At 51.3% G+C, this 21,515-nt stretch carries 19 protein-coding genes; 1 reads left to right on the forward strand and 18 read right to left on the reverse strand.

What is annotated here, in order from left to right:
* Positions 1 to 558: 558 nt before the first annotated feature.
* From LQE90_RS06670 to LQE90_RS06755, 18 genes are all read right to left on the reverse strand, one after another.
* Positions 559 to 1,818, reverse strand: a complete 1,260-nt coding sequence (locus tag LQE90_RS06670) for an oligosaccharide flippase family protein (RefSeq protein ID WP_216529120.1) — start codon at positions 1,816 to 1,818, stop codon at positions 559 to 561.
* 6 nt (positions 1,819 to 1,824) lie between these two features.
* Positions 1,825 to 2,670, reverse strand: a complete 846-nt coding sequence (locus LQE90_RS06675) for an SDR family NAD(P)-dependent oxidoreductase (protein ID WP_216529119.1) — start codon at positions 2,668 to 2,670, stop codon at positions 1,825 to 1,827.
* Between the two features lie 21 nt (positions 2,671 to 2,691).
* A complete protein-coding gene (gene menD, locus LQE90_RS06680; protein ID WP_216529118.1) occupies positions 2,692 to 4,461 on the reverse strand; it encodes a 2-succinyl-5-enolpyruvyl-6-hydroxy-3-cyclohexene-1-carboxylic-acid synthase in 1,770 nt (589 codons plus the stop codon).
* 21 nt (positions 4,462 to 4,482) lie between these two features.
* The gene (locus tag LQE90_RS06685) at positions 4,483 to 5,580 is read right to left on the reverse strand and encodes a polysaccharide pyruvyl transferase family protein (RefSeq protein ID WP_216529117.1); all 1,098 of its coding nucleotides are present in this window, start codon (positions 5,578 to 5,580) and stop codon (positions 4,483 to 4,485) included.
* Positions 5,573 to 6,745 carry an O-antigen ligase family protein gene (locus LQE90_RS06690; protein WP_216529116.1) on the reverse strand — a complete coding sequence of 391 codons (1,173 nt, stop codon included), beginning with the start codon at positions 6,743 to 6,745 and terminating at the stop codon, positions 5,573 to 5,575. Before LQE90_RS06690 ends, LQE90_RS06685 begins: the two co-directional genes overlap by 8 nt.
* Positions 6,742 to 7,857, reverse strand: coding sequence for a glycosyltransferase family 4 protein (locus LQE90_RS06695; protein ID WP_216529115.1), 1,116 nt, complete (start codon positions 7,855 to 7,857; stop codon positions 6,742 to 6,744). The genes LQE90_RS06690 and LQE90_RS06695 overlap by 4 nt, the downstream gene beginning before the upstream one ends.
* Before the next feature lie 4 nt (positions 7,858 to 7,861).
* Complete coding sequence (locus LQE90_RS06700; protein ID WP_216529114.1) at positions 7,862 to 8,923, reverse strand: glycosyltransferase; 1,062 nt, start codon at positions 8,921 to 8,923, stop codon at positions 7,862 to 7,864.
* Between the two features lie 55 nt (positions 8,924 to 8,978).
* On the reverse strand, positions 8,979 to 10,139 hold the full coding sequence (locus tag LQE90_RS06705; protein WP_216529113.1) for a UDP-N-acetyl glucosamine 2-epimerase: 1,161 nt from the start codon (positions 10,137 to 10,139) through the stop codon (positions 8,979 to 8,981).
* Between the two features lie 3 nt (positions 10,140 to 10,142).
* Positions 10,143 to 11,339: a polysaccharide biosynthesis C-terminal domain-containing protein gene (locus LQE90_RS06710; protein WP_301282392.1), complete on the reverse strand. Its 1,197-nt coding sequence runs from the start codon at positions 11,337 to 11,339 to the stop codon at positions 10,143 to 10,145.
* Between the two features lie 8 nt (positions 11,340 to 11,347).
* Positions 11,348 to 12,397 carry a polysaccharide biosynthesis protein gene (locus tag LQE90_RS06715; RefSeq protein WP_216529111.1) on the reverse strand — a complete coding sequence of 350 codons (1,050 nt, stop codon included), beginning with the start codon at positions 12,395 to 12,397 and terminating at the stop codon, positions 11,348 to 11,350.
* A gap of 27 nt (positions 12,398 to 12,424) precedes the next feature.
* The gene (locus LQE90_RS06720; RefSeq protein ID WP_216529110.1) at positions 12,425 to 13,189 is read right to left on the reverse strand and encodes a WecB/TagA/CpsF family glycosyltransferase; all 765 of its coding nucleotides are present in this window, start codon (positions 13,187 to 13,189) and stop codon (positions 12,425 to 12,427) included.
* An 8-nt stretch (positions 13,190 to 13,197) separates the two neighbouring features.
* Positions 13,198 to 14,025: a sugar transferase gene (locus LQE90_RS06725; RefSeq protein ID WP_216529109.1), complete on the reverse strand. Its 828-nt coding sequence runs from the start codon at positions 14,023 to 14,025 to the stop codon at positions 13,198 to 13,200.
* Positions 14,026 to 14,061: 36 nt separating this feature from the next.
* Positions 14,062 to 14,883: a sugar transferase gene (locus tag LQE90_RS06730; protein WP_231088236.1), complete on the reverse strand. Its 822-nt coding sequence runs from the start codon at positions 14,881 to 14,883 to the stop codon at positions 14,062 to 14,064.
* The gene (gene loaP / locus LQE90_RS06735; RefSeq protein WP_216529108.1) at positions 14,852 to 15,364 is read right to left on the reverse strand and encodes an antiterminator LoaP; all 513 of its coding nucleotides are present in this window, start codon (positions 15,362 to 15,364) and stop codon (positions 14,852 to 14,854) included. The genes LQE90_RS06730 and loaP overlap by 32 nt, the downstream gene beginning before the upstream one ends.
* 248 nt (positions 15,365 to 15,612) lie before the next feature.
* Entirely contained in the window at positions 15,613 to 16,266 is a 654-nt protein-coding gene (locus LQE90_RS06740) for a CpsB/CapC family capsule biosynthesis tyrosine phosphatase (RefSeq protein ID WP_123191195.1), read from the reverse strand.
* Positions 16,263 to 17,120: a CpsD/CapB family tyrosine-protein kinase gene (locus LQE90_RS06745; protein WP_216529107.1), complete on the reverse strand. Its 858-nt coding sequence runs from the start codon at positions 17,118 to 17,120 to the stop codon at positions 16,263 to 16,265. The genes LQE90_RS06740 and LQE90_RS06745 overlap by 4 nt, the downstream gene beginning before the upstream one ends.
* 13 nt (positions 17,121 to 17,133) lie before the next feature.
* A complete protein-coding gene (locus tag LQE90_RS06750) occupies positions 17,134 to 17,793 on the reverse strand; it encodes a YveK family protein (RefSeq protein WP_216529106.1) in 660 nt (219 codons plus the stop codon).
* 32 nt (positions 17,794 to 17,825) lie between these two features.
* Entirely contained in the window at positions 17,826 to 18,929 is a 1,104-nt protein-coding gene (locus LQE90_RS06755) for an LCP family protein (protein ID WP_231088237.1), read from the reverse strand.
* 884 nt (positions 18,930 to 19,813) lie between these two features.
* Between LQE90_RS06755 and LQE90_RS06760 the strand changes: the two genes are divergently transcribed.
* Positions 19,814 to 21,397, forward strand: coding sequence for a DEAD/DEAH box helicase (locus tag LQE90_RS06760; protein WP_216529104.1), 1,584 nt, complete (start codon positions 19,814 to 19,816; stop codon positions 21,395 to 21,397).
* The last annotated feature ends 118 nt before the right edge of the window (positions 21,398 to 21,515 follow it).

Genomic DNA, 21,515 nt, shown 5'->3' on the forward strand with positions numbered 1-21,515 from the left:
AGCCGCGACCGGATTCCAAAGCGGCGGCTCCCGTTGATCGGGCTCTTGTTTCCGCCCGCTCAGGCAGGCTACGCCTACCTTTGCTAGGACGGATTACACCAACATTTGCGGCACTACCGAACTCGAGGCGTGCAACAAGGCCAGACAAGAGCTGAAAGAGCTGTTCCCTGACGGCAAGGCCCCAAGCATCAACGAGCTCAAGGCCGAGAAGGAAACCCTCGCCCAAAGACGCAACGGCGACTACGAGCGCTACACCAACGAGCGCTTCAGGCATCGCGAGCTCACAACAGCAAAACGCAATATCGACACCATTCTTGAGGAGGATGCGCGCCGAGATAAGCGAGCGTCAAAGGACGAGATCTCATAAAGAAAACCCTTTGCAGTACTTACGCTGCAAAAGGGTTTTCGCGTTTATGCATCCGATGCGCCACATCGGTCAGCAACCTTCAGGTTGCGGTTGCGCTCATAGCGCCGGCTATTTCATAGCCAATCTGCCGGGCTTGGGGAGGCTCCCCAACCAGCTAATGTCATCTTCGTATGACATTAGAATATCTGGCTCTAATTACTCCTCCGAATATTCACCCTTAAAGCCGCCGTGTAAACATAGAGTCTCACGAAAATGACCACCATTTCGGAAATTAGAGTTCCAGCACAAAGCGAATACACAGAAAACGAATCAGTTAAGAACAACACAGCTAGCACGAACAACTGGACCGCAGCTCCGGCGAATATGGAGTAATTCGCCACACGTTCTTTTCCAAGAGGCACAAGCGCCGGAAAGCCCAGCAAATAGGAAGCAAGGGATATCGGTATCAGAGGCAGCATCCATCTCAATATTCCACTTGCTTGCGAGTATTCAGGTCCAAAAACAACCACACATATCGGTTCTGCCAGCAAAAAAGCTATTACCGAAATGGCCAAAAAGCCTGTTAATCCGACAATCAGAACCTTATTCAGCAGAGCATAGTTCTTCGTTCTTACCATATATGGAAACATACTGTCTGAGATGGGAGACGCGAGAGACCTTCCAGCAGATACGCAATTATTGCAGGCGGTATACCACCCAAGCACAATGCTCCCCGGAAACACTACGCCCAGAACAATAACATTAAGCGACTGGAAAACCGTGGAAGCTATTCGAGACAGGAAGTACTGAATAGAGCTTTTTCCAGATTCGACAACATCTTTAATGCCGCACGCTCTTAATGTAATCCCCATCGATTGTTTCAAATGAACGTATGCCGCCACGACCGCAACAGATGATCCAATGATATAGAAAACGGGAACCAACCTGTATTGCGAAGAATCCTTCACAAACAAAAAGATACACAGCAAGAAAAACGCTTTAATCAATACGGTTCGCACCGTTATCGGTTTCATGTTCTCTAATCCACGATATACAAAATCAGGCAAAAAGGTATTGGCTGCCGCATAGCCCAAATACAAAAAGAACAAAAGCGGATCTCGTGAAAACGCTCCAACTGTCATACATAAAATGCACGTGATAGCGGCAACAAAAAGCAACAATCCAATTTTACAAATCGTCACTGACGATAAGATTCGTCCGATTCTCTCTTTATCGCCCATACATTTTGCAACCGATGCTGTTGCGGAAAGCAAAAATCCAAAGTCAAGTACAAGCTGAACGTATGCGTAATACGCCGTCGCAAAGCCAATCATTCCATACGTTTCAGCACCTAATACCCTCGTCAAATAGGGAATAGACAAGAATCCAATAATGTAATTCGACCCCGTGAGCAGGTAAAGCATAATGGTATTCTGTTTTAAGCTTCCTCTTACCATCAATGAGCCCCACATATCGCTCTATCTATCGATACAAATGGTACCTGCGCCACCCGTCGCATAAAGAGTATCTCCAACAACAAGATCACATAAGCCCGAGACAAGCAAGAGAGCCAGATTCGCAATCTCTGCAGGGTGAGCAAGTCTCCCGCTAGGATTTGTTACGTGGGAGAGATTATCAGGATGGTTGTCCCCTCCAACCATAGGAGTAGTGGTCGGCCCCGGCCCGATTCCATTAACCACGATTCCTTCCTTTATGAACTCTTGGGCCAGTCCGAGCGTCATGCCCTTTACTCCCCACTTAGATATCTCATATGGGCCTTTGGCGGGCCTCAGGGCAGAAGCAGAGCTTACATTTAGAATATGTCCCCGAATACCCCTATTTACCATATGATTTGCCACTGCCTGAGACATGAAGAACATGCCTTTTAGGTTGATATCCATCACATCGTCGTAAAGGCGCTCGCTGACTCTCCAGACAGAATCGGCTTTTGAAACACCGGCGGAATTCACCAATATCGAAACACCCGACAAATCAGGAAACAATCCAGCCGCGCGTTCGACGAATTCGGTCATACCTTCGACATTTCGAACGTCAATGACCAAGCCCTTGACTTGATCATCGCTAAACTCAGAAAGAGCCTTTTCCAACTTGCCTTGAGTGGATCCAGCAATTACCACTTTGCAACCAGATCGAGAAAAACGCCTGGCACATTCAAGCCCAATCCCGCTTGTTCCTCCCGTGATAAGCGCAAGTTGGTTATCAAGGAGATTGTCGACTGTAATATCGGGCAACTTTACGGTTGATACTTTTTTGTAGTTCATTTCGCGCAATACGGCTTGCGCGATTCTTTTTAATCTTCCCATCGAATACGCTTCTTCTTCAATTTACTGATTCATAACTTTAGACGCTATACCAAGCACATTCTTACCAAATACACTGCCTTTTGCGGCCTTTTTCGCAGCCTTCACCGCACGTTCTTTTGCGGAAGCGCCACTATTCAAATCATAAAAGTCATCAAGATACGCCGCATCCGCCTCTCTATCTGTAAACGCCTCTAGAACGATCGGGCTCTCAGATTCCCCAACGAATACCTTAAGGGCTTTGCAGAACTCTTCCTTGGTCCGAGCAGATAGATATCGCATACCTCTCGAACGGACCCAGCCCTCAACAGAAGATGAATGACCCGCAGCAATCAACGAATCAATGTTTGGCATAGTTGAACGCGGGTTTCCAATATGGAACTCACATGCACCGTTGTTGTTTACAACGAGAATATGCAATCTGTTTGAAAGATGCTGAATGTTCAGAGAGTTCATGTCGTAAAAGAAGCTCAAATCCCCCAACACGACAAAGCATTCTTTATTCGAACCAGCTGCCCTTCCGATTGCCGTAGACAACGACCCGTCAATTCCCAAAGCACCCAAGTTGCTTGATACCTCAATTGTTCTATCTAAGTCGAAGAATTGCATAGTCCTTGTACTGTTTAAGATTCCCAGCTCGAGTAGCGAGTTGTCTGGGATAGACTTCGCAAGCTGCTGAGCGATATAAAAATTTGAGAAGCCAAATTCGGGCATCTTCACATTGTCGATTGCAGTCTTCCACTGTTCGTAGTAATCATTTGAAGACATTTCGCGACTACTTAAAGCAGAAGCGAAATACTCAAAGAAATGCATCGGTGAACACTCAAAAACAGTTGAAACGTTTTTGAACACGTCGCATATCAAGCCATCAGGCCTAATCGACCAATGCTTGTACCGTTTCCGCAAAGCACGAAGGTGGCTCTTCATATTTACAGAAGCGATATTTCCGCATGCAGAAATGACAAGATCTGGCATTAGCTTTTCAAAGCTGCTCAGAGTCATTGCCTCAGTAGCGCGATAGGTAAACAGGGAATGTTCACCTTTATATGAAGACATATGCTCAACAGACACAACGCATCCGGTTCGTAATGCAAACTGCTCAATAGAAGCAAGATTCTGTTCTGAAAATCTATCGTTCTCACCAAGAACAACTAGGATTTTTTTGCATGAGAAAAGTTCTTCGACTTTTTCTTTCCAGAGTTCACTGTCAGACTCGCAAGTAACCCTTTCGACAAGAGTGACTTCCGGGAGGTTCTCTACAGCGAATCCAGCGCTTGACCCAACAACAGGAACATTAATGTGCACGGGTCCAGGAGTTCCATGATCCATTGCCAGAAAAGCCTCGTTGATAACCCTCTCGCAATACCACTCATCTGTCGAATTAGATGCTACGGGAAGAGTTACTTCGCACTTTGTAACATCCTGGAAAATACGCTCCTGGTTAATTTTTTGGGTCTCCAATTGATTGAGCAAGTACGGATGCCTGTCTGCAGTGATTGCAACCAAGGGCACACCCTTGTAATAAGCCTCAGCCAAGCCAGAAGAATAGTTTGAAACGGCGGTTCCAGAAGTACACACCAAAGCTACAGGCTCGTTTTTTGACATCGATAATCCCATAGCAAAAAACACAGCGCTTCGCTCGTCGACAACAGAATAGCAGGTAAAGAACGGATCATTTTCAAGGGAGTGCCCAATAGCTAAGTCGCAACCACCAGGCGAGTGAACCACAATACGAACACCCTTCTTTTTTAATAATGCAATTAGAATTTGTACATTCTTTATTGCCGTATACATCGTAACTCCTATCCGAAAAGTTTAATTAAACAGCGCGTTGTTCAACCAGTCAGTACAAATCTCCCTCTCTGCGCTCAGCGAATCTTGAGCAGCAAGAAAATCGCAGGCAAACGGAACGTCCTTGGCTTCATCAACGTATCGAGAAGACAAATGGGTCAAATCAAGAAGGTCTTTAATTCTCGACACGTTTCCATTAATCGGAGTCATCGCGGCAAAAGGGGTGGATAAATTCACGGAAAAGGCCGTGCCGTGGAACGAATCCGTCCAGACAAAGGCAGCATGATTTAATATCCAAACAAATTCTTGCGGAGTCATTCCTGTCAACAACCTATCAAAAGTTCCCTCATTGTAAGTGTTGTTGCAGATTCGCCACAAAGGAAGACCTGTTTCCTGAGACATCTTTTTCCAAAGACCAATCTCTTCGTCTGAACGCCTCGCCAGATTAAACACAACAATATATCTTTCGTTTTCATCGAATCCTTCAGGTTTCTCTGAAAACGAATCCCAAAACTGAGCGTCAAGCATCAACGTTGGATCAAGACATCGAAACAAGTCTTTATCTACAAACTCAGACAAGTATTCAGCCGCGCGCCGTTCACGAACGCTAATGTGGCTGAAAGAGGACAGATACCCTTTGACAATCTCTCTTTCTGTTTCGGAGTATCTGTAATTACCCAAACTGGATGCAAACGAAATCTTTTTGTTTGCATTTCCAAAATCCAGGAAAAAGACAGGCTCGAGGTTTCCGGTAATACCAGGACTCCATATTTGATCGCTGCCCGCGATCAAACAATCCGCTTCAATCTCAGAAAGCTCTTCGACAGACCCATATTGCTTTGACTTTGGCAGAGAATCATGAAACGGACCAAAGGCTCGATTATGCAACGCCTTTCGCTTGAATACGACGTCCTTGACAAAGACTCGGCATGCCTCTTTCAACTCTCCATCCCGCAACAGTTCAAATGTAGTTTTCTGCTTAGCGTAATGATTAACGTAGTCCAAAAGAGATGCCTTTATCCCAAGCCTCTTAAGCACTTCTATCGTTGCGAAAGCCTGCAAAGACGCTCCATAATTCCACGCCGAATGAAACGTCACAACATAGCAGTCATCTCTACTCATTAGCATCTCCTCGATTTATCCCACCTGGAAGCTTCATTTTTGTCCTGCGGAATTCGGCCCCATCGAAAAAGTAACCGATACAAATCACCATCACGACAGTCGAAACAACAAGCTCGGTATAACCGAAGTATCCATTTGTACCAGCAGCAAATACAAAGACAAGAGCAATTACGGCCGTTTTCGCACCAAACAACCCCTTGAAAAGGCAGGAGAATACAAACGATACATACAGAACCAATCCGAAACATCCGTAAGCAAGTAAGAATGTCAGAAAATCATTATGTGCACCCAAATTGCCAGCAGTTGATGCAACGTATCCGTTTAGGTAGAAGCCGGCACCCGTTCCAAACAACTTTTCTGGGACGCTGTACTGCGAGTAAAGCCCAATGTAATAAGCCCAAATATCTTCCCTACCGTTGCCAAAAGAGGAACCGACAACGTTGTCATTCTTCTGGAAAAAGGCGAGGGAGTCGATGTTTGGCGCTATCAGCGCTATCACCACAACAGCAGCTCCAACAATAAGAAATGCCTTTTGGCCTCCTTTGATTTTTCCCCAATAGTCATACGCGATTAACACGTAGTACGCGATTCCACAAACTGCGATAGTTCTTGCGCCCGTCATAAAGAGGGGAACTAACATAGCTGTCGTAAACAACAGCTTCCAAAAAGCAAAGCCAGAGACCTTCATCTCCAAATACAAAAGGGAAAGCAGCAAAACGATGAACGACGCGGCTAGATGCTGATGCCCAAAAGCCATAATCAGTGTCCTCGTTCCCCATTGAACAACATAAGAAGTCGGCATTAACGCCAAAATGAATACTGTTGTACAAAGCGCATAAACAGCAACTTTGAACCAGCCATACAGCTTTGGAAATACAAGCTTTATCGAATGCTGTCTCAGGCATAGAAAAGCGGTGTAAAACAAAAGCAGCTTATTGTATTGCTCAACGATTGCGGATATCGGACAATTATTTGCGACGCTTACAGCCGCAGTAATGATCAGATACGCCGCGAATAGATAGTCTAGCCTGTTTAAGCGAAGCTCTAACTTGAGCAAGCAATATACAAAAGCAAGCAGAAGAAGAGCGCTAAATGCGTATGTTAAACCATGGAGATATTGTTCTCCGAACTGGAACAGAAAGCGAAATAGAAACAAATCATTCATCGTTCATATCCAATCGCTTTAGTTATCCTATCCCCAATAACGCTATATAGATACTGAGCCGATTGCTCATAGGCCGCATTAGAGTAATCATCGTAAGAATCCGCGATGCGTTCCACTGCTCGTTCTATCGACTCTTTTGTGCCATCGGTCATCTCCGCCGAAGTTCCCCAAGAAACCGTTTCTCCAATACCACCCACGTCTGTGCTAACAACCGGCAGTCCTACAGACATAGCTTCAAGAATTGTCATGGGAACCCCTTCATGCAGGGAATTCATAACCAGAATGTCGCATTGCTTCATCTGCTCAAGGACCTCTTCATGAGGCTGCGAACCAAGAAACACCGTTTTCTTAAGACTATCTGAGTATAGATTCGAGTACTCCTCACCCGCACCTGCAATTGATAGCGAGGATACAGAGTCGAGTTCTTCAGCAGCAGCAATAATTGGCCCGATATTCTTTATGGCAGAAAGCCTTCCGACAAACAATAAACGCAGATTCTTTACGTCGGGGTTTCTGTCAATTTTCTCGCGTGCTGTGATTGAGTTTGTAGTCAAATGAACATTGTCATTTAACGACGAATAGGCTTCGTAGGTTTCCTTATCTATCGCAAAAATACCATCAGCTGATTTGATTACATATTTCAGATAGCTTTGAAAAATGCTTGCAATCGGAGAATTTTTAAAAAAACGTACATGATTCTTCATATCGAAAAAACTTCCGTGTGAAAAAACATATCGCTTCCCCGCGCACAGCAATCTGACTGCCAAAAATGCCTCAGGAGTGTGGATGAAGTGAATGGCATCCTCATCACATCTCAACTGCTTTAAATAACGAAACAACCCTTTCAGATATTCAAGGCGCAACGACTTTTTTGTGTGATTCTGATCAGACTCAGCGCATGCGACAGGCAAAAACGGAATAGAGCGGCCCCCAATTTGCACATACGACTCACACCCAACTGCACTTGGATCCAGCGAGACGCCAACTAGCCTAATTTGATCAACTTCAATCTCTGGTTTTTCAGCTAAAGACAGCAAGTAGTTTTTGATACTGGTGAGCTGCCCGCCAATCGGAAAATCGGAAAAATTACTTGTATCGTAAATCACCAGCATGCCATCACCGCTCTTTGCGTACGAACTTCTTTATGAGACATTCAGCTTCCTCAAATCCGGAAACTACGCAAGAATCGGGCCTCGAAATCGTCTCTGAACAACCTCCCGTGTTATAGGTAATAACGGGAGTTCCGCATGCTTCAGCCTCAAGGTTAACCGTAGGATAGTTGTCTTCCATCGTAGGATTGAAGAATAAGTCCGCTGCTGTATATATTTCAGCCAGTTCGCGTTGAGAATCCGTTCTAGGAAGCGCGATCACATCGCATCCAACCGATTGTGCTTGTTTTTTATCAAGACCAACAAGCACAACAGCAAATGACCCATCAAGCTTTTGGGAAAGGGTCAAAAAATCACTTAAACCTTTGCGCAGAGTCCAAGGCGATGCAACTCCGAGAACCACAGTCTTCTCTTCTAAACCATGCTTGAATCGAAAATCGCTAGCAGTGGGCTTGAAGATGCCTCTATCAATTTCATTGTGATTAACTTCGGTCCTATAACAACCCAAAAAACTCTGCCCAACTAAATCCGCCAACCATTCGGAAGGCGTAACTATCGTCATACGAGAAGAAGGGATGCTCGTAAACGCGTTTTTCTTTTCAGTAAAATTCCTTGAGCAGTTTCGCTTGCAATACGTTTTTGGATAAGTATCTAACTGTGGGCATTCCCCAACGCGTGCACAATGAGACTTCCATTGCTCACACTGCGCATATGTAAAATACGCACAGTGACCAGTAAACGCCCAACAATCATGCAGCGTCCATTTTACCTGGCACCTATGCCCTGCAAGCCATCCGAAAAGCATTTCGAGATTAATGTAATACCCATGGATATTATGCAAGTGCACCACGTCGGGGTCGATCTGATCTAGCTTCTCAATCAACCTCTTCGTATCAAGTTTTGAGTAGAAACCAGCTCTATCAAACAGTCTAGCCTTCACTCCATGGCTGAGATAGCCAAGCTTTGTCGCACAGCATTGCTCATGGTCGCTAATCGACTCATGCCTGCGTCCCCAAAAAATATATGAATCATGGCCCTCTTGCATAAGCTGATTGTGCAAGTTTTTCATAATGGTTCCCGTAGAACCGTTATAGAAGCTGTTTATCTGAACATATCGCATGAAGTTAGTTCTTCCTCCATACCATCTTGTTCACTACACCAACATAAGACTGAATGATCTTTACAACCTTGTCCGAAACGTTCTCATCGACGTAATTGGGAACAGGAAGGCCATGGCTCCCGTCAGCTTCCATGGAAACAGCCACATCAACCGCCTGCAAAAGACCTCTTTCGTCAATTCCGGAAAGAATGAAGCACGCCTTGTCCAACGCCTCAGGACGCTCAGTGGAAGTGCGAATACACACCGCAGGGAACGGCTGGCCTACACTGCTAAAGAAAGAAGACTCCTCAGGCAGAGTGCCGGAATCACTCACTACGCAGAAGGCGTTGCACTGCAGACAGTTGTAGTCATGAAATCCCAAAGGCTCATGCCTGATCACGCGCTCGTCTAACATGAAGCCCGAGGCGTCCAGGCGGTTGCGGCTACGCGGGTGACAGCTGTAGAGAATGGGCATATCGTACTTCTGAGCCATCTTGTTGACAGCGTTAAACAGGCTCTCAAAGTTCGCTTGCGTATCGATGTTCTCCTCGCGATGAGCAGAGAGCAGAATGTACTTGCCCTTCTCCAAGCCCAACTTTGCATGGATATTGGATGCGTTGATCTTGTCCAAGTTCTTATGAAGCACTTCGGCCATAGGAGAACCAGTCACATAGGTGCGCTCTCGCGGCAGGCCGGTTTCTGCAAGATAGCGACGAGCATGCTCGGAGTAGGCCATGTTTACGTCAGAGATGATATCTACAATTCGACGGTTCGTCTCTTCCGGCAGGCACTCATCCTTGCAGCGATTGCCAGCCTCCATATGGAAAATGGGGATATGCAGACGCTTCGCACAAATGACGCTCAAACAACTGTTGGTATCGCCCAACACAAGTACAGCATCAGGCTGAACCTCAACCATTAGCTGGTAACTCTTTGCAATGATGTTGCCCATGGTTTCGCCGAGGTCATTACCCACGGCCTCCATGTACACCTCGGGATCATCCAGTTCTAAATCATGGAAAAAGACTCCATTCAGGTTGTAATCGTAGTTCTGGCCTGTATGCGCAAGGAGCACATCGAAGTGCCTGCGGCACTTCTTAATCACTTCGGAAAGGCGGATAATCTCGGGGCGTGTGCCAACGATAATAAGCAGCTTAAGCTTACCGTTGTTCTTAAAGGATGCCATGGGCTAGACCTCCTCATAGAAAGTGTCGGGATGATTGGGGTCGAAAATCTCGTTGCACGTCATCACTGTCACAAGGTTTTCAGTCTCAGACAAGTTGATGATATTGTGAGTCCAGCCAGGAATCATGTGAACCGCCTCTATCTTATCGCCAGAGACCTCGAACTCCACCATTTCGCCAGTGACGATGTTTCTTTCCTGGATGAGGCCATGGCCAGCAACGACGATGAACAGCTCCCACTTGGAGTTATGCCAATGCTGCCCCTTGGTGATGCCAGGCTTGGAGATATTGATGGAGACCTGGCCGCAGTCCTCGGTATGGACCAGCTCGGTGAAGCTGCCGCGACCGTCAGCGTTCATCTTCAACGCGTACTTGAAATCTTCCTTGGGAAGATAAGTCAAGTAGAGCGAATATAGCTTCTTCGCAAAGGAGCCCTCGGGCATCTTGGGCATCAAGAGCGTCCTAGGCTGCTCCTTGAACTGAAGCAAAAGGTCAACAATCTCGCCCAGAGTCACCTTATGGGTAACCGGAACATAGCAGTAGCGACCATTCTCAGCGAGCACTGTATGGGTGTCGATATACTCGCAGTGCTGCTCCTTACCCTCCATCAAATCGAACATTCCCTGCACCAGGTCATCGATGTAGAGAAGCTCCAGCTCGACGGAACGGTCATTCACGGTATAGGGCTCATCGTTCGCAATGGCCCAACAAAAGGTACTAACAGCAGAGTTGTAGTTGGGGCGCGAATGCCCCATAAGATTCGTGAAGCGATAGACCGCGACCTTAGCGCCGGTCTCTTGGCCATACTTGAAAAACAGTTCCTCACCCGCAAGCTTGCTGCGCCCGTATTCGCTATCGCCAAAACGACCAGAAAGAGTTGCCTGCACGGAAGAAGAGAGCATGATAGGGCAAGCGTTATCCGCCGCTTTTAGCTCATCAAGCAGCTGAGAGGCGAACCCGAAATTACCCTTCATGAACTCCTCGGGATCCTTTGGGCGGTTGACGCCAGCGAGATTAAACACAAAGTTCGCCTTCTGGCACCATTCATGCAGCTGCTCGGGAGTAGAGTCGAGGTCATATTCGTAAATCTCGCCTATCGCCAAATCGGGGCGCGTAAGATCCTTGCCATCGCGAAGGTTGCGCAGATTGTTGCACAGAGCTGTGCCCACCATCCCCTTCGCGCCGGTAACCAGAATATTCATGGCCATTCCTACTGCACCGCCTCGGACTCGCGACCCTCCATGGCCAACTGCACATATTCTGCCGTTTTGATCTTCTCGACAGTACCAGGAATGTCAAGGCGTTCAGTGTTATGGGAGGTATACGCCTCATCAGCCTGAGTCTTAACGTCGCCCTTGGCTACGAACTTGTCGTAGTTCAAGTCGCGAGTGTCCGCATGGACACGGAAGTACTCTCCCATGTCCTCAGCGCACAGACGCTCCTCGCAAGTCATGAGGGTCTCGTAAAGCTTCTCGCCGTGGCGCGTGCCGATGACCTGCGTGCCGGTGCGACCGAACACTTCCTGGACGGCTTCAGCGAGATCGCCGATAGTAGCCGCAGGAGCCTTCTGGATGAAAAGGTCACCAGGATTTGCGTGTTGAAAGGCAAAGCAGACCAAATCAACCGCCTCGTCAAGGTTCATGAGGAAGCGGGTCATGTTCGGATCGGTGACGGTCAGGGGCTCACCCTTGCGGATTCGGTCGATGAATAGCGGGATGACGGAGCCGCGTGAGCACATGACGTTGCCGTAGCGGGTGCAGCAGATCGTGGTGCGTCCTGCGCCATTGCGGGCATTCGCATAGATGATGGATTCCATCATCGCCTTGGACTTGCCCATAGCGTTGATGGGGTAGGCAGCCTTGTCGGTGGACAGGCACACCACGCGATCTACGCCTTCTGCAATCGCAGCATGGAGGACGTTGTCGGTGCCAATCACGTTTGTCTTTACGGCTTCCATCGGAAAAAACTCGCAAGAAGGCACTTGCTTCAAAGCCGCAGCATGAAAAATATAGTCAACACCGTGCATCGCATCGCGAACAGATTGCGCATCACGCACGTCACCAATAAAGAATCGCACCTTCGCAGCCATTTCAGGGGATGTCGCTTGAAGACGATGACGCATATCATCTTGTTTCTTCTCATCCCGGCTAAAAATTCGTATCTCGCCAATATCACTATGCAAAAAATGCTTAAGGACGGTGGAACCAAACGACCCCGTACCGCCCGTAATCATCAAAGTCTTGTCAGCAAATGCAGTCATGTCTGTAGACATAATTCCCTCACATACCTATTTCGGTTGAGATTTCATTATCAAATAAGCAATGAATTTTGTATTCGTTATTGCATATCTTTTAAATAAGCGCTTCGGCTCCTGAATCAAGCGATACAGCCATTCCAAACTTAGGTTCTGCATCCAAGCTGGAGCTTCCGGAGTAATGTTGGCGAGAATGTTAAAAGCACCACCAACACCAATCATCACGCAATTTGTTTTTCCCTTCAGCCTGTAGCAAAGCTCTTCTTGCCTTGGAGCCCCAATTGCAATCCATGCATAGTCTGCTTTCGCCGAATCAATCCTGTCGGCCAAATCAGATTCTTCCGCATCGCTCATCGGCCTAAACACAGAAGGTTCATATCCTGCTATCTCGATGTCGGGATAAGCACACTTGAGCTCACCTATCAGAGTGTTTAGATTCTCTTCGGTGTTTCCGTAGAAGTAGTGCCTCTTCCCACGAGCTTTTTTGGACATGAATAACTCACGCATTAAGTCTGGACCCGTCACTCTATCCATTGTCGGAACTTGTTTCTTGCCAACGAGAGACAGGGGCTTCCCGTCGGGAACCGACAAGACCGATGAAGACTGCACTTTCATATATTCAGGATTATCATGCGCCAAAACCGTCGTATGAACGTTTGACACGCATACATACTCCCCCCTGAGAGAGTCGAGCTCGTCAGTCAGCAGGTCAATGCATTCAACCATATTCACAGCGCTAATCGGAACGCCAATCACGTCAACGCGGCGCAAACGCTTATCTCCAGAATCTATAGCCATGCCGTTACCTAACTTCCCTGGGCAGTCAATACGCATCCTATTGTCTGAATAATCAACTTAACATCCGCCCAGACGCTGCATTGCTTGATGTACAACAAGTCCAAATCAATCCATTCTTCGAAAGTAATGGAATCTCTATTCCGCCTCGTTTGCCAATAGCAAGTAATACCAGGCTTTATCAGGAGGCGCTGTCGCTGATAATCAGTGTAGGTTGCCACTTCTTTTGGCAATGCGGGACGGGGTCCGACGACCCCCATATCCCCAACAAATACATTGATGAACTGAGGAAGTTCATCCAAACTAAGCTTGCGAAGCCACTTGCCAACGCGAGTGATTCGCGGGTCGAGGGCTATCTTGAACACCGGTCCCGTCTTCTCGTTGAGCTGCATAAGTTCATCGAGGCGGGACTCCGCATCGGAATACATACTGCGGAACTTCCACATCATGAAACGCGTACCGTTCTTGCCGACGCGCTCCTGCTTGAAGATGACTGGCCCCTTCGGATCGTCTATCTTGATGGCGATAGCGATGATTGCAAACAGCCAACAAAATAGAATCAGCACTGTTAGGCTGAACACGATGTCAAAAGCACATTTAACAAAGCGGTAAAACCAGCGTTCCTCGTCGATACGACGGGCGACCTCGTAGACCTCAGGATCTGGCGGAAGCTCACTTTCCGCCTCCTCCTCGGCCATGTCGTAAACGAGGTTTCCATGCATGGTCTTCTCGGGCACGTCAGAATCAGCAGTACTAAAGTCCACGTCGATTACACGCGTATCTACAACCGCCTCTTCTGCAGCGTCTAGTGCTATTGCGTTTTCAGAATACGTAGTCATATGTGCTAATTCACCGCTTCTGCAACTAAGCTATGGCTAGGCAGCCATAGACTCGCAATGGCAGGGCAATGGAAGTCCCCCCCCCCCCCATGAAATGGGGGCACTTTTACGTTCTGCAAAAAAGTTCGTGGTTGCAGGGGTATGTGATGAAAGATTTTTGAAAGAATTTTTCAGCAGGTTTCGCAGGCTGCTGATTGCTATCTTTACCTGCGAAAACACTGCCGAAATCTCGGTCATCTTAGGCGGGAAAACCGATGCTACAGCAGGGCCGAAACTTGACCTTCTGGCTGTGGCATCTATTATGCGCGAAGCAATGCGCGGGTCCTTGGAGATCTTGAACACCGGACCCGTCTTCTCGTTGAGCTGCAGCAGGTCGTCCAGCTGCCCTTCCGCGTTCACGTACATGCTGCGGAACTTCCACATCATGAAGCGCTCGCCGTTCTTGCCGACGCGCTCCTGCTTGAAGAAGACGGGGCCGGACGGGTCGTCGATCTTGATCGCCATCGCGATCAAGGCGTAAAGCCAGCAGAACAGGACGAGGACCGTCGCGCTGAACACGATGTCGAACGCGCGCTTGGCGAACCGGTAGGCCCAGCGCTCCTCGTCGATGCGGCGCGCGGCTTCGTAGACCTCCGGGTCGGGCAGGCCCTCATCCCCAACCCCCGCGCTCGTCCTTACATAACCGCGATTATCAGACTTTTCGTCGAGCGGTTTGCTCGTATTCGCGTCGGAAGCCCCCGCTTCCGTCACCTCGACGCACCCGGCGACAATCCCCTCGCTTGCAAGCACAGCCACTCCCCCATCGGCTAGCGTCTCTATTGATTTGTCAGGATCGTTTTTGAACAATTTCCAATCCAACTTTGACGGTTTTCGTTCTGCCCATAATCTCGATGTCCAAGTAGGCCAGCCGCTTGTGGCGGTCTATCTTCTTGATCAAACCCGTCTGATGCATAAGCGGGCCGTTGAGGATCACGATTTGGTCGCCTTCTATCACACCGCTCGAAAACTCGATCACGCGCTGATCGGGTTTCGTGAATGCGTTGATGAAGGCAACTTCCTGATCATTCAGGGGAATGAACACATCGTTGTTGGAAAGAAGTCGCGTGAACTTGGGGATATCCCGTAAAGCGACTTTCAACTTGTTAGGTTTATCGCTTACTACAAATATATACCCAGGGAGCAGCACCTCTTGCGATGTGCGCCACTCCCCTTTGATGCGTTTCTTCACCTCATAGCGAGGTATGAACGATTCTTCGATAAGGCCCGGCTCGACCAGCTTTTGCATCAAGTCAAGCACGTGCTTTTCCTGGCCGCCGATGGTTTGCACAACATACCACATGCCACCACCTCCCCGGTCAAAACGGTAAAGACATAGCTTCGCCCCGACCTTTCGACCGAAGGCTACAACAACGATATGTTCTCCTGATTGATCCGGAACGCGCTCCCAGCGACGATCCCGCTTTCCTCAAGATATGGCAGCCGCATCAGCACCCAAGCGCTTCGCAGCCGGTTGCCGCTTTCGCGGCGGTTGCAGTTTCCTGCTGTTAGACCTCCCTTTTCAGGAGAGCTAGCAGAAGGAAGCTGCTTCTAAATACGGGCGTGAGCTCCACGCGTCCGGTAGTTCTTCCTGGCCTCCGCCAAATACCCGTAATGCTCAACGCGGTGAGCGTCACTGGCAATGTACGAGTACAGGTTCTCGTCGAACAGCCGCTTCGCGGGCTTTCGTTCGGCGCCCATCCTGCCGCCAGCAACGAAGTCCGCAGAAGCTTGCAGCTTACAGCCCTTCTTCACCAGCCTTCGCGCCACCTCGACATCCTCCTGAATGGCCTTGTAGCGCTCGGGATGCGCGATGATCACCTGAAAGCCCTTGCCCTGCAGCTCGTAGATGGTTCGCTCGTACACCTCGAAGTCGGGCTTGCGAGCCCGCGTGGAAAGCTCCAGCAGAAACTCGTTGGTCCCATCGAAGCACAGACGGTCGGCCCACTCCATGCCCAAATCCATGAGCTTGGCATGGTTCACTTCGAAGCCCATGGTCAGCGGAAAGCCGCCCGCGTGCGCCACCAGCAGCTCGTAAGCATCCCACATGGCGTCGTAGTCGAAATACGGATCGCGGCAATGAGGCGTGCATACGATAGACGTAACGCCCGCAGCTTGAGCGGCGTCCAACATGGCAAGCGACTCGTTCAGGTCGCGCGCGCCGTCGTCAACGCCGGGAAGGATATGGCAGTGCATGTCCCTCATCGACCGTTACGCCCCTTCCCTGCCGGGTTGGACGATACGTATGTGGCACGATTGGCTGCTTGGCTTGCCTCTACGCCATGACGAGAGACCCCGCGGTTCACTTGAGGAGCATTTTGAACACGAGAAGAACGACCGGGCACAGCTTGCGCCTGCGGGATAACCTTATCCGCGCCGTCCTTCAATCGACTGCCGTCTTGAGTGTAGTACGCGTAGTAGTATTCGGAGCCGGTTCCCTCGCAGAATGTGGCGCAGATGCCCAGGATATTGGCGTCGGCCTTCTTCAACTGCTCGCACGCATCCAAAAGCTCGGTGCGCTTGGTTGAGTTCGGCTTCACCACCATCACGGTGCCGTCCACCAGCGTGGACAGAATAGCCGCGTCGATGAACGTTCCAACCGGCGGAGTGTCGAACACCACGTAATCGTAATTCTCTTCCAAAAGCGTCACCAGCTTGGCATAGCGCTTCGACGAGATGATGTCGGCCGGGTTCGGGATGTTCGGCTCGACGTCCAGGAAGTACATGTTGGGCGTAGACGTGGCGACAACCGCCTGGGAAAGCGGAGCGGCGTCGGTCAGCACCGAATACACGCCTGCGGGAGGGCGCACGTTCAAGGCATCGGCCAACGTACGGCGACGCATGTCGGCCTCCACCAGCAGCACGGTCTTGCCCGACGTAGCGATGGCGCGCGCAAGCTCCACCGAGCAGGTCGACTTGCCCTCGTTCGGCACCGAACTGGTAATCACGATGGTGCGAATAGGATTGTCGGGCGACATGAAGCGAATGTTCGCGAAGAGGGTCTTCGCCGCGTTCTGCACTTCGAGCGCGTTGGATGCAGACTTCTTTTTCTTGGCCACGACTCTCTCCTCCCTAGTTCTTGATGGTGGGTATGCGGCCGATAACCGGCAAGCCCAGCAACTCTTCGGCTTCTTCAGGATTGCGGACGCGCGTGTTCACCATGTCCAGCACTACTACGATGGCAACAGCCAAAAAGATGCCGGCCAAAAACGCGACTGCCGTGTACATAGCGCGCGACGGGCCCGACGGCTCTACGGGAACCTTGGCCTGGTCAACCACGTTCACGCTCTCCACGCCCATGACCTGCTGGGCAACCGTAGACAGCACCTTGGCGATCTCGTTCGCCACGATGGACGCCGCCTCGGCCTTCTCCGCCGTAACGGATATGTCGATGACGCGCGTGGTCGTGCTCGACTCGACCGAGATCTTGTAACCCTTCAACGACTCCATGCCCAACGACTGAGCCGTCTTCTCCTGCACAGTGTCCGACTTCGCCAGGGTGGCAATGTCGTTGGCCATGAGCTGGCTAGCAGTCAGGTCGTTGTAGGCAGTGGTATTAGCCGTACCTTCTTTTTCCTTGGAGTTCAGGACGTACACGGACACCTTGGCCGTGTACTGGTTGTCAAGAAGGCCCCAGCTCACGCCCGCCGTTGCTACGGCAAGGACGATCGGGAGCACAATGACCAAGGCCAAGTGCTTGCGAAGCAGTTTGAACAGTTCGAGCAGTGTCATGCGATCATCTTTCTATTATCAGCGGCGTCCCGCTACTTACCTTCAACCTTCAGTCCCACGGACTCCGGATTCTTGCCCGCATCGACGGCCTCCATCAACGCCTTCCAGCCTTCGGGATTCTCATAGCACAGCCAAAGTCCCGTATCCGGATCGATATCGCCCTTGTAAGGGCCGGTGCAGGTATAGATGGAAGGGCTTCCCGACTGAGCGAAATCCATAGCCAGAGAGATCATGGTCTGCAGCTCCATGTTGGTGGTCACGCACGCGGAAAGGCGCTGCACCAGGCCGGGGATCTCTGCCGGCGGCGCCTGGAGCACGCTCTTCAGCAAAGCCATAACCATAGCGCGCACGTTGGACTGGCGTATGGCGTCCTGATCGTCGCCGTACGCGGTGCGCATGCGCGCGAGGGCGACGCATTCGCTGCCGTCGAGCAGCTGGTTGCCGGCCTCGATATGAACAGCGGGCTGGTCCTTGGTGTACACCTCGTAATCAATGGTGTACGGAACATCCACGTAGATGCCGCCCATGGAGTCGACGAACTCGGCCAGACCAGCGAACTCGATCTCGGCATAGTAGGTGATGGGAACGCCGGTCAACTGCTGCACAGCCGTAACCGCGCCCACGGCACCGCCTTCGGCGAACGCCTGGTTGATCTTGGTTTTACCGCCATTGAGCATGTAGGGCGTGTCGCGCGGCACGGACACCATGGTAATGGCGTGGTTGACGGGGTCGACGCGCGTCAACACGAGCGCGTCGGAGCGCTCGCCGTACGTTTCCCAGTTATCCGAACCCACCAGCAGCACATAGAAGGGCTTCTGCTGGTTGTCGGCAGGGGTCAAAACGGCATCGAGCTGGGATTTCTCTTGAGCATCCATAGCCATGTTGCCGGCGAGCGTACTGGTGTACCAGCCTGCATACGCAGCGGTACCCCCAACAAGAACCACCAGCACAACGGCGACGATGAGCAGTGCGCGCTTGAGCTTCTTATGCTTGCGACGCTTTTTGCGGACGCGAATGATGTCATCGTTCGAGGAAGGGTATCCGGAGGGCTGGCCGGCATGAACGCCCGCTGGCTGATGGCCGCCCTGCACGGGCCGGGCCGGGGCCCCGTAAGGGCGCTGACCTCCTTGAGGCATGCTGTGGCCTACTTCAGAAACAGGCGCAGCACCGTTCGCCCTACGAGCTTGGTCGTAAGGGCGGCCAGGCTGCTCGGGGGCACCGTGTCTGCCGGGCGTCGTGCGATTGTAGTTATCACGCGGTTCCATAAAAGGCTCAGCTGTTCCGTTCTCGCTTGTCGTTAAAAGAGCGCTTTCGCGCTCTTGCCTCCCCGATGCACGCTACATTCGATAGGTTTATAGCATGAATCGGTTTGATATGTATTAATCATCTCAACTTTTCTCCCAATCATACTGGCAAGATATCGCTTTAGCAACAAGAATTTGGCATATGGCAAAAAGCACCCCCCCCCCCCCGATTTTTTGTTTTCGCAGATCAACTGCATATTTGTAAAATTATCATTTATCGTTTCGCATAAATTTTTTTCGAGATCAACACAGCGCCTACATCCATCGAAAAACCTATCGTTTCGGCAGGAGATTTTTCTTTTTTTCGTGCCGCTTCGTCCCTGTACCGCAGACGGCAGGCAAACAACCGCGAACGTCTTCCACACGCTCGCCGCTACTAAACGGGCAAGGCCAAACGTGCAGTCGCCAGACCCGGCTTCCGTGGAGATTCGCACACATTCAACGTGTTTCTGGGCGTTCTCTCTTCCTATATGAAGCCGCAAGGGCCATACTAGATGGTCGCTTCACACGAAATTCTTTCTCGTTTCTTTTCGCGCGTTCGCATAGTTTCGCCAAACAGATTGAGATAAGCGGCTCGGGTCAAGCGCAATGCACGCCGCAGGAGCGGGTGCGAACAGGGCAGCGCTTAGAGCCGTCCCCTTCTTGCAGGGGGAGCTGAGGGCGCATGCGAACAACCAGCGCGCATGAAGGCGCGCATGAAGAGAACGGAACAGAATATGTCCAAATTTGCCGACCTCGGCCTTTCCGAAGCTGCGCTTGCCGCAGTTGAGCGTCTGGGCTACGAGAACCCCACCCCCGTACAAGAGCAGTCCATTCCGCTGATCATGGAAGGCCGCGACCTGATTGCCGCCGCCAGCACCGGCACCGGCAAGACCGCCGCGTTCCTGCTGCCCACGCTGTCCACCCTGCCCCGCCTCAAGGGCCGCAACCGCGCGCCTCGCGTGCTGGTAGTCAGCCCCACCCGCGAGCTTGCGCAGCAGATCGCTCGCACCTGCATGCAGATCTCGCGCAAGACCGGCCACTTCGTGACCACGGTCTTCGGCGGCACGCCCTACGGCCCGCAGATCAAGGAGCTGCGCGGCGGCACCGACGTGCTCATCGCCACCCCGGGCCGCTTGAAGGACCTCATGTCGCGTGGCGTAGTGGACCTGAAGAGCGTCGAAACGCTGGTGCTTGACGAAGCCGACCGCATGCTTGACATGGGCTTTTTGCCCGACGTCACCACCATTGTGGACGCTACGCCCGAATGCCGCCAGACGCTTCTGTTCTCGGCCACCATCGATCAGTCGATCCAGAAGAACCTGGGCTCGCTTTTGAACGACCCCGCGATTGTCGAGATCGCCCGCAACGGCGAGACCGCCAAAACGGTCGAGCAGTTCATGATGCCCATCAAGAACCACGAGAAGCCCGAACTGCTGCAGGCCGTGCTGAACGAAAAGGGCTCCGAGCGCGTCATCGTGTTCGCCCGCACCAAGAACCGCACCGAGGATTGCGCCGAGGCGCTGTGCGACGCCGGCTTCCGCGCCGAGTCCATCCACTCCGACAAAAGCCAGGGCCAGCGTCGTCGCGCGCTCGAGAACTTCCGTCGCGGCAAGACGTCCATCCTGGTGGCTACCGACGTTTTGGCGCGCGGCATCGACGTGCCCGACGTGGACCACGTCATCAACTTCGACCTGCCCGACATGCCCGAGGACTACGTGCACCGCATCGGCCGCACGGGCCGCGCGGGCGAGCAGGGCTACGCCATCTCCTTCGTCACCCGCGAGTCCAGCCGCACCATGCGCGACATCGAGAAGCTGATCGGCAAGGATATCCCGCTTATGGAGCTGGAAACCTACGAGCTGAGCCTTTCCGTGCTCGAGAAGCCGAAAAAGGGCGCGGGTCAGCGCAGCGGCGGCTACAAGGGCAAGGGCGGCAAGAGCAGCGGCCGCTCCTATAACGGCAACCGCTCCTCCGCAAGCGGACGTGACGGCAACCGCGACAACAAGCGCCCCGCCGGCAAGAGCTTCGATGGGAAGCGCTCGGAAGGCAAGAGCTTTGCGGGCAAGCGCGACCAGGACAACCGTCCCGGACGCAGCAACCGCCCTGAAGGCAAGCGCAGCGAGGGACCGAAGCGCGAGGGATGCTTCGACCGCAAGTTCGAGGGCCAAAAGCGCGAGAACGTTTCCAAGAACTACTCCAACGCGGCCAAGCGCGTCTCGAAGAAGAGCAACGCCGAGCATCAGGCGAACGAGAAGGCCAAGAAGCAGCGTAGCAAGCACAACAAGCCCGCTACGTACGACTACAGCCGCTTCGTCTAAGCCGCCCGAAACGTACAATCTACGATAAAGCGCCCCGGTTGTTAACGACCGGGGCGCTTTTACATACAGGGAAGAAATAACGGCTGAAAAAGAGGCAAATCCATCCCGCACCTTCCCC

This window comes from Paraeggerthella hominis (genome assembly GCF_021044775.1).
Taxonomy (GTDB): domain Bacteria; phylum Actinomycetota; class Coriobacteriia; order Coriobacteriales; family Eggerthellaceae; genus Paraeggerthella; species Paraeggerthella hominis.

What these genes read in the sequence shown, in the direction of transcription:
- LQE90_RS06670 (WP_216529120.1), bottom strand. Translation starts at nt 1,818, where the DNA reads ATGTGGGGCTCATTGATGGTAAGAGGAAGCTTAAAACAGAATACCATT.
- LQE90_RS06675 (WP_216529119.1), bottom strand. Translation starts at nt 2,670, where the DNA reads ATGGGAAGATTAAAAAGAATCGCGCAAGCCGTATTGCGCGAAATGAAC.
- menD (WP_216529118.1), bottom strand. Translation starts at nt 4,461, where the DNA reads ATGTATACGGCAATAAAGAATGTACAAATTCTAATTGCATTATTAAAA.
- LQE90_RS06685 (WP_216529117.1), bottom strand. Translation starts at nt 5,580, where the DNA reads ATGAGTAGAGATGACTGCTATGTTGTGACGTTTCATTCGGCGTGGAAT.
- LQE90_RS06690 (WP_216529116.1), bottom strand. Translation starts at nt 6,745, where the DNA reads ATGAATGATTTGTTTCTATTTCGCTTTCTGTTCCAGTTCGGAGAACAA.
- LQE90_RS06695 (WP_216529115.1), bottom strand. Translation starts at nt 7,857, where the DNA reads ATGCTGGTGATTTACGATACAAGTAATTTTTCCGATTTTCCGATTGGC.
- LQE90_RS06700 (WP_216529114.1), bottom strand. Translation starts at nt 8,923, where the DNA reads ATGAAAAACTTGCACAATCAGCTTATGCAAGAGGGCCATGATTCATAT.
- LQE90_RS06705 (WP_216529113.1), bottom strand. Translation starts at nt 10,139, where the DNA reads ATGGCATCCTTTAAGAACAACGGTAAGCTTAAGCTGCTTATTATCGTT.
- LQE90_RS06710 (WP_301282392.1), bottom strand. Translation starts at nt 11,339, where the DNA reads ATGAATATTCTGGTTACCGGCGCGAAGGGGATGGTGGGCACAGCTCTG.
- LQE90_RS06715 (WP_216529111.1), bottom strand. Translation starts at nt 12,397, where the DNA reads ATGACTGCATTTGCTGACAAGACTTTGATGATTACGGGCGGTACGGGG.
- LQE90_RS06720 (WP_216529110.1), bottom strand. Translation starts at nt 13,189, where the DNA reads ATGGCTATAGATTCTGGAGATAAGCGTTTGCGCCGCGTTGACGTGATT.
- LQE90_RS06725 (WP_216529109.1), bottom strand. Translation starts at nt 14,025, where the DNA reads ATGACTACGTATTCTGAAAACGCAATAGCACTAGACGCTGCAGAAGAG.
- loaP (WP_216529108.1), bottom strand. Translation starts at nt 15,364, where the DNA reads ATGTGGTATGTTGTGCAAACCATCGGCGGCCAGGAAAAGCACGTGCTT.
- LQE90_RS06740 (WP_123191195.1), bottom strand. Translation starts at nt 16,266, where the DNA reads ATGAGGGACATGCACTGCCATATCCTTCCCGGCGTTGACGACGGCGCG.
- LQE90_RS06750 (WP_216529106.1), bottom strand. Translation starts at nt 17,793, where the DNA reads ATGACACTGCTCGAACTGTTCAAACTGCTTCGCAAGCACTTGGCCTTG.
- LQE90_RS06755 (WP_231088237.1), bottom strand. Translation starts at nt 18,929, where the DNA reads ATGCCTCAAGGAGGTCAGCGCCCTTACGGGGCCCCGGCCCGGCCCGTG.
- LQE90_RS06760 (WP_216529104.1), top strand. Translation starts at nt 19,814, where the DNA reads ATGTCCAAATTTGCCGACCTCGGCCTTTCCGAAGCTGCGCTTGCCGCA.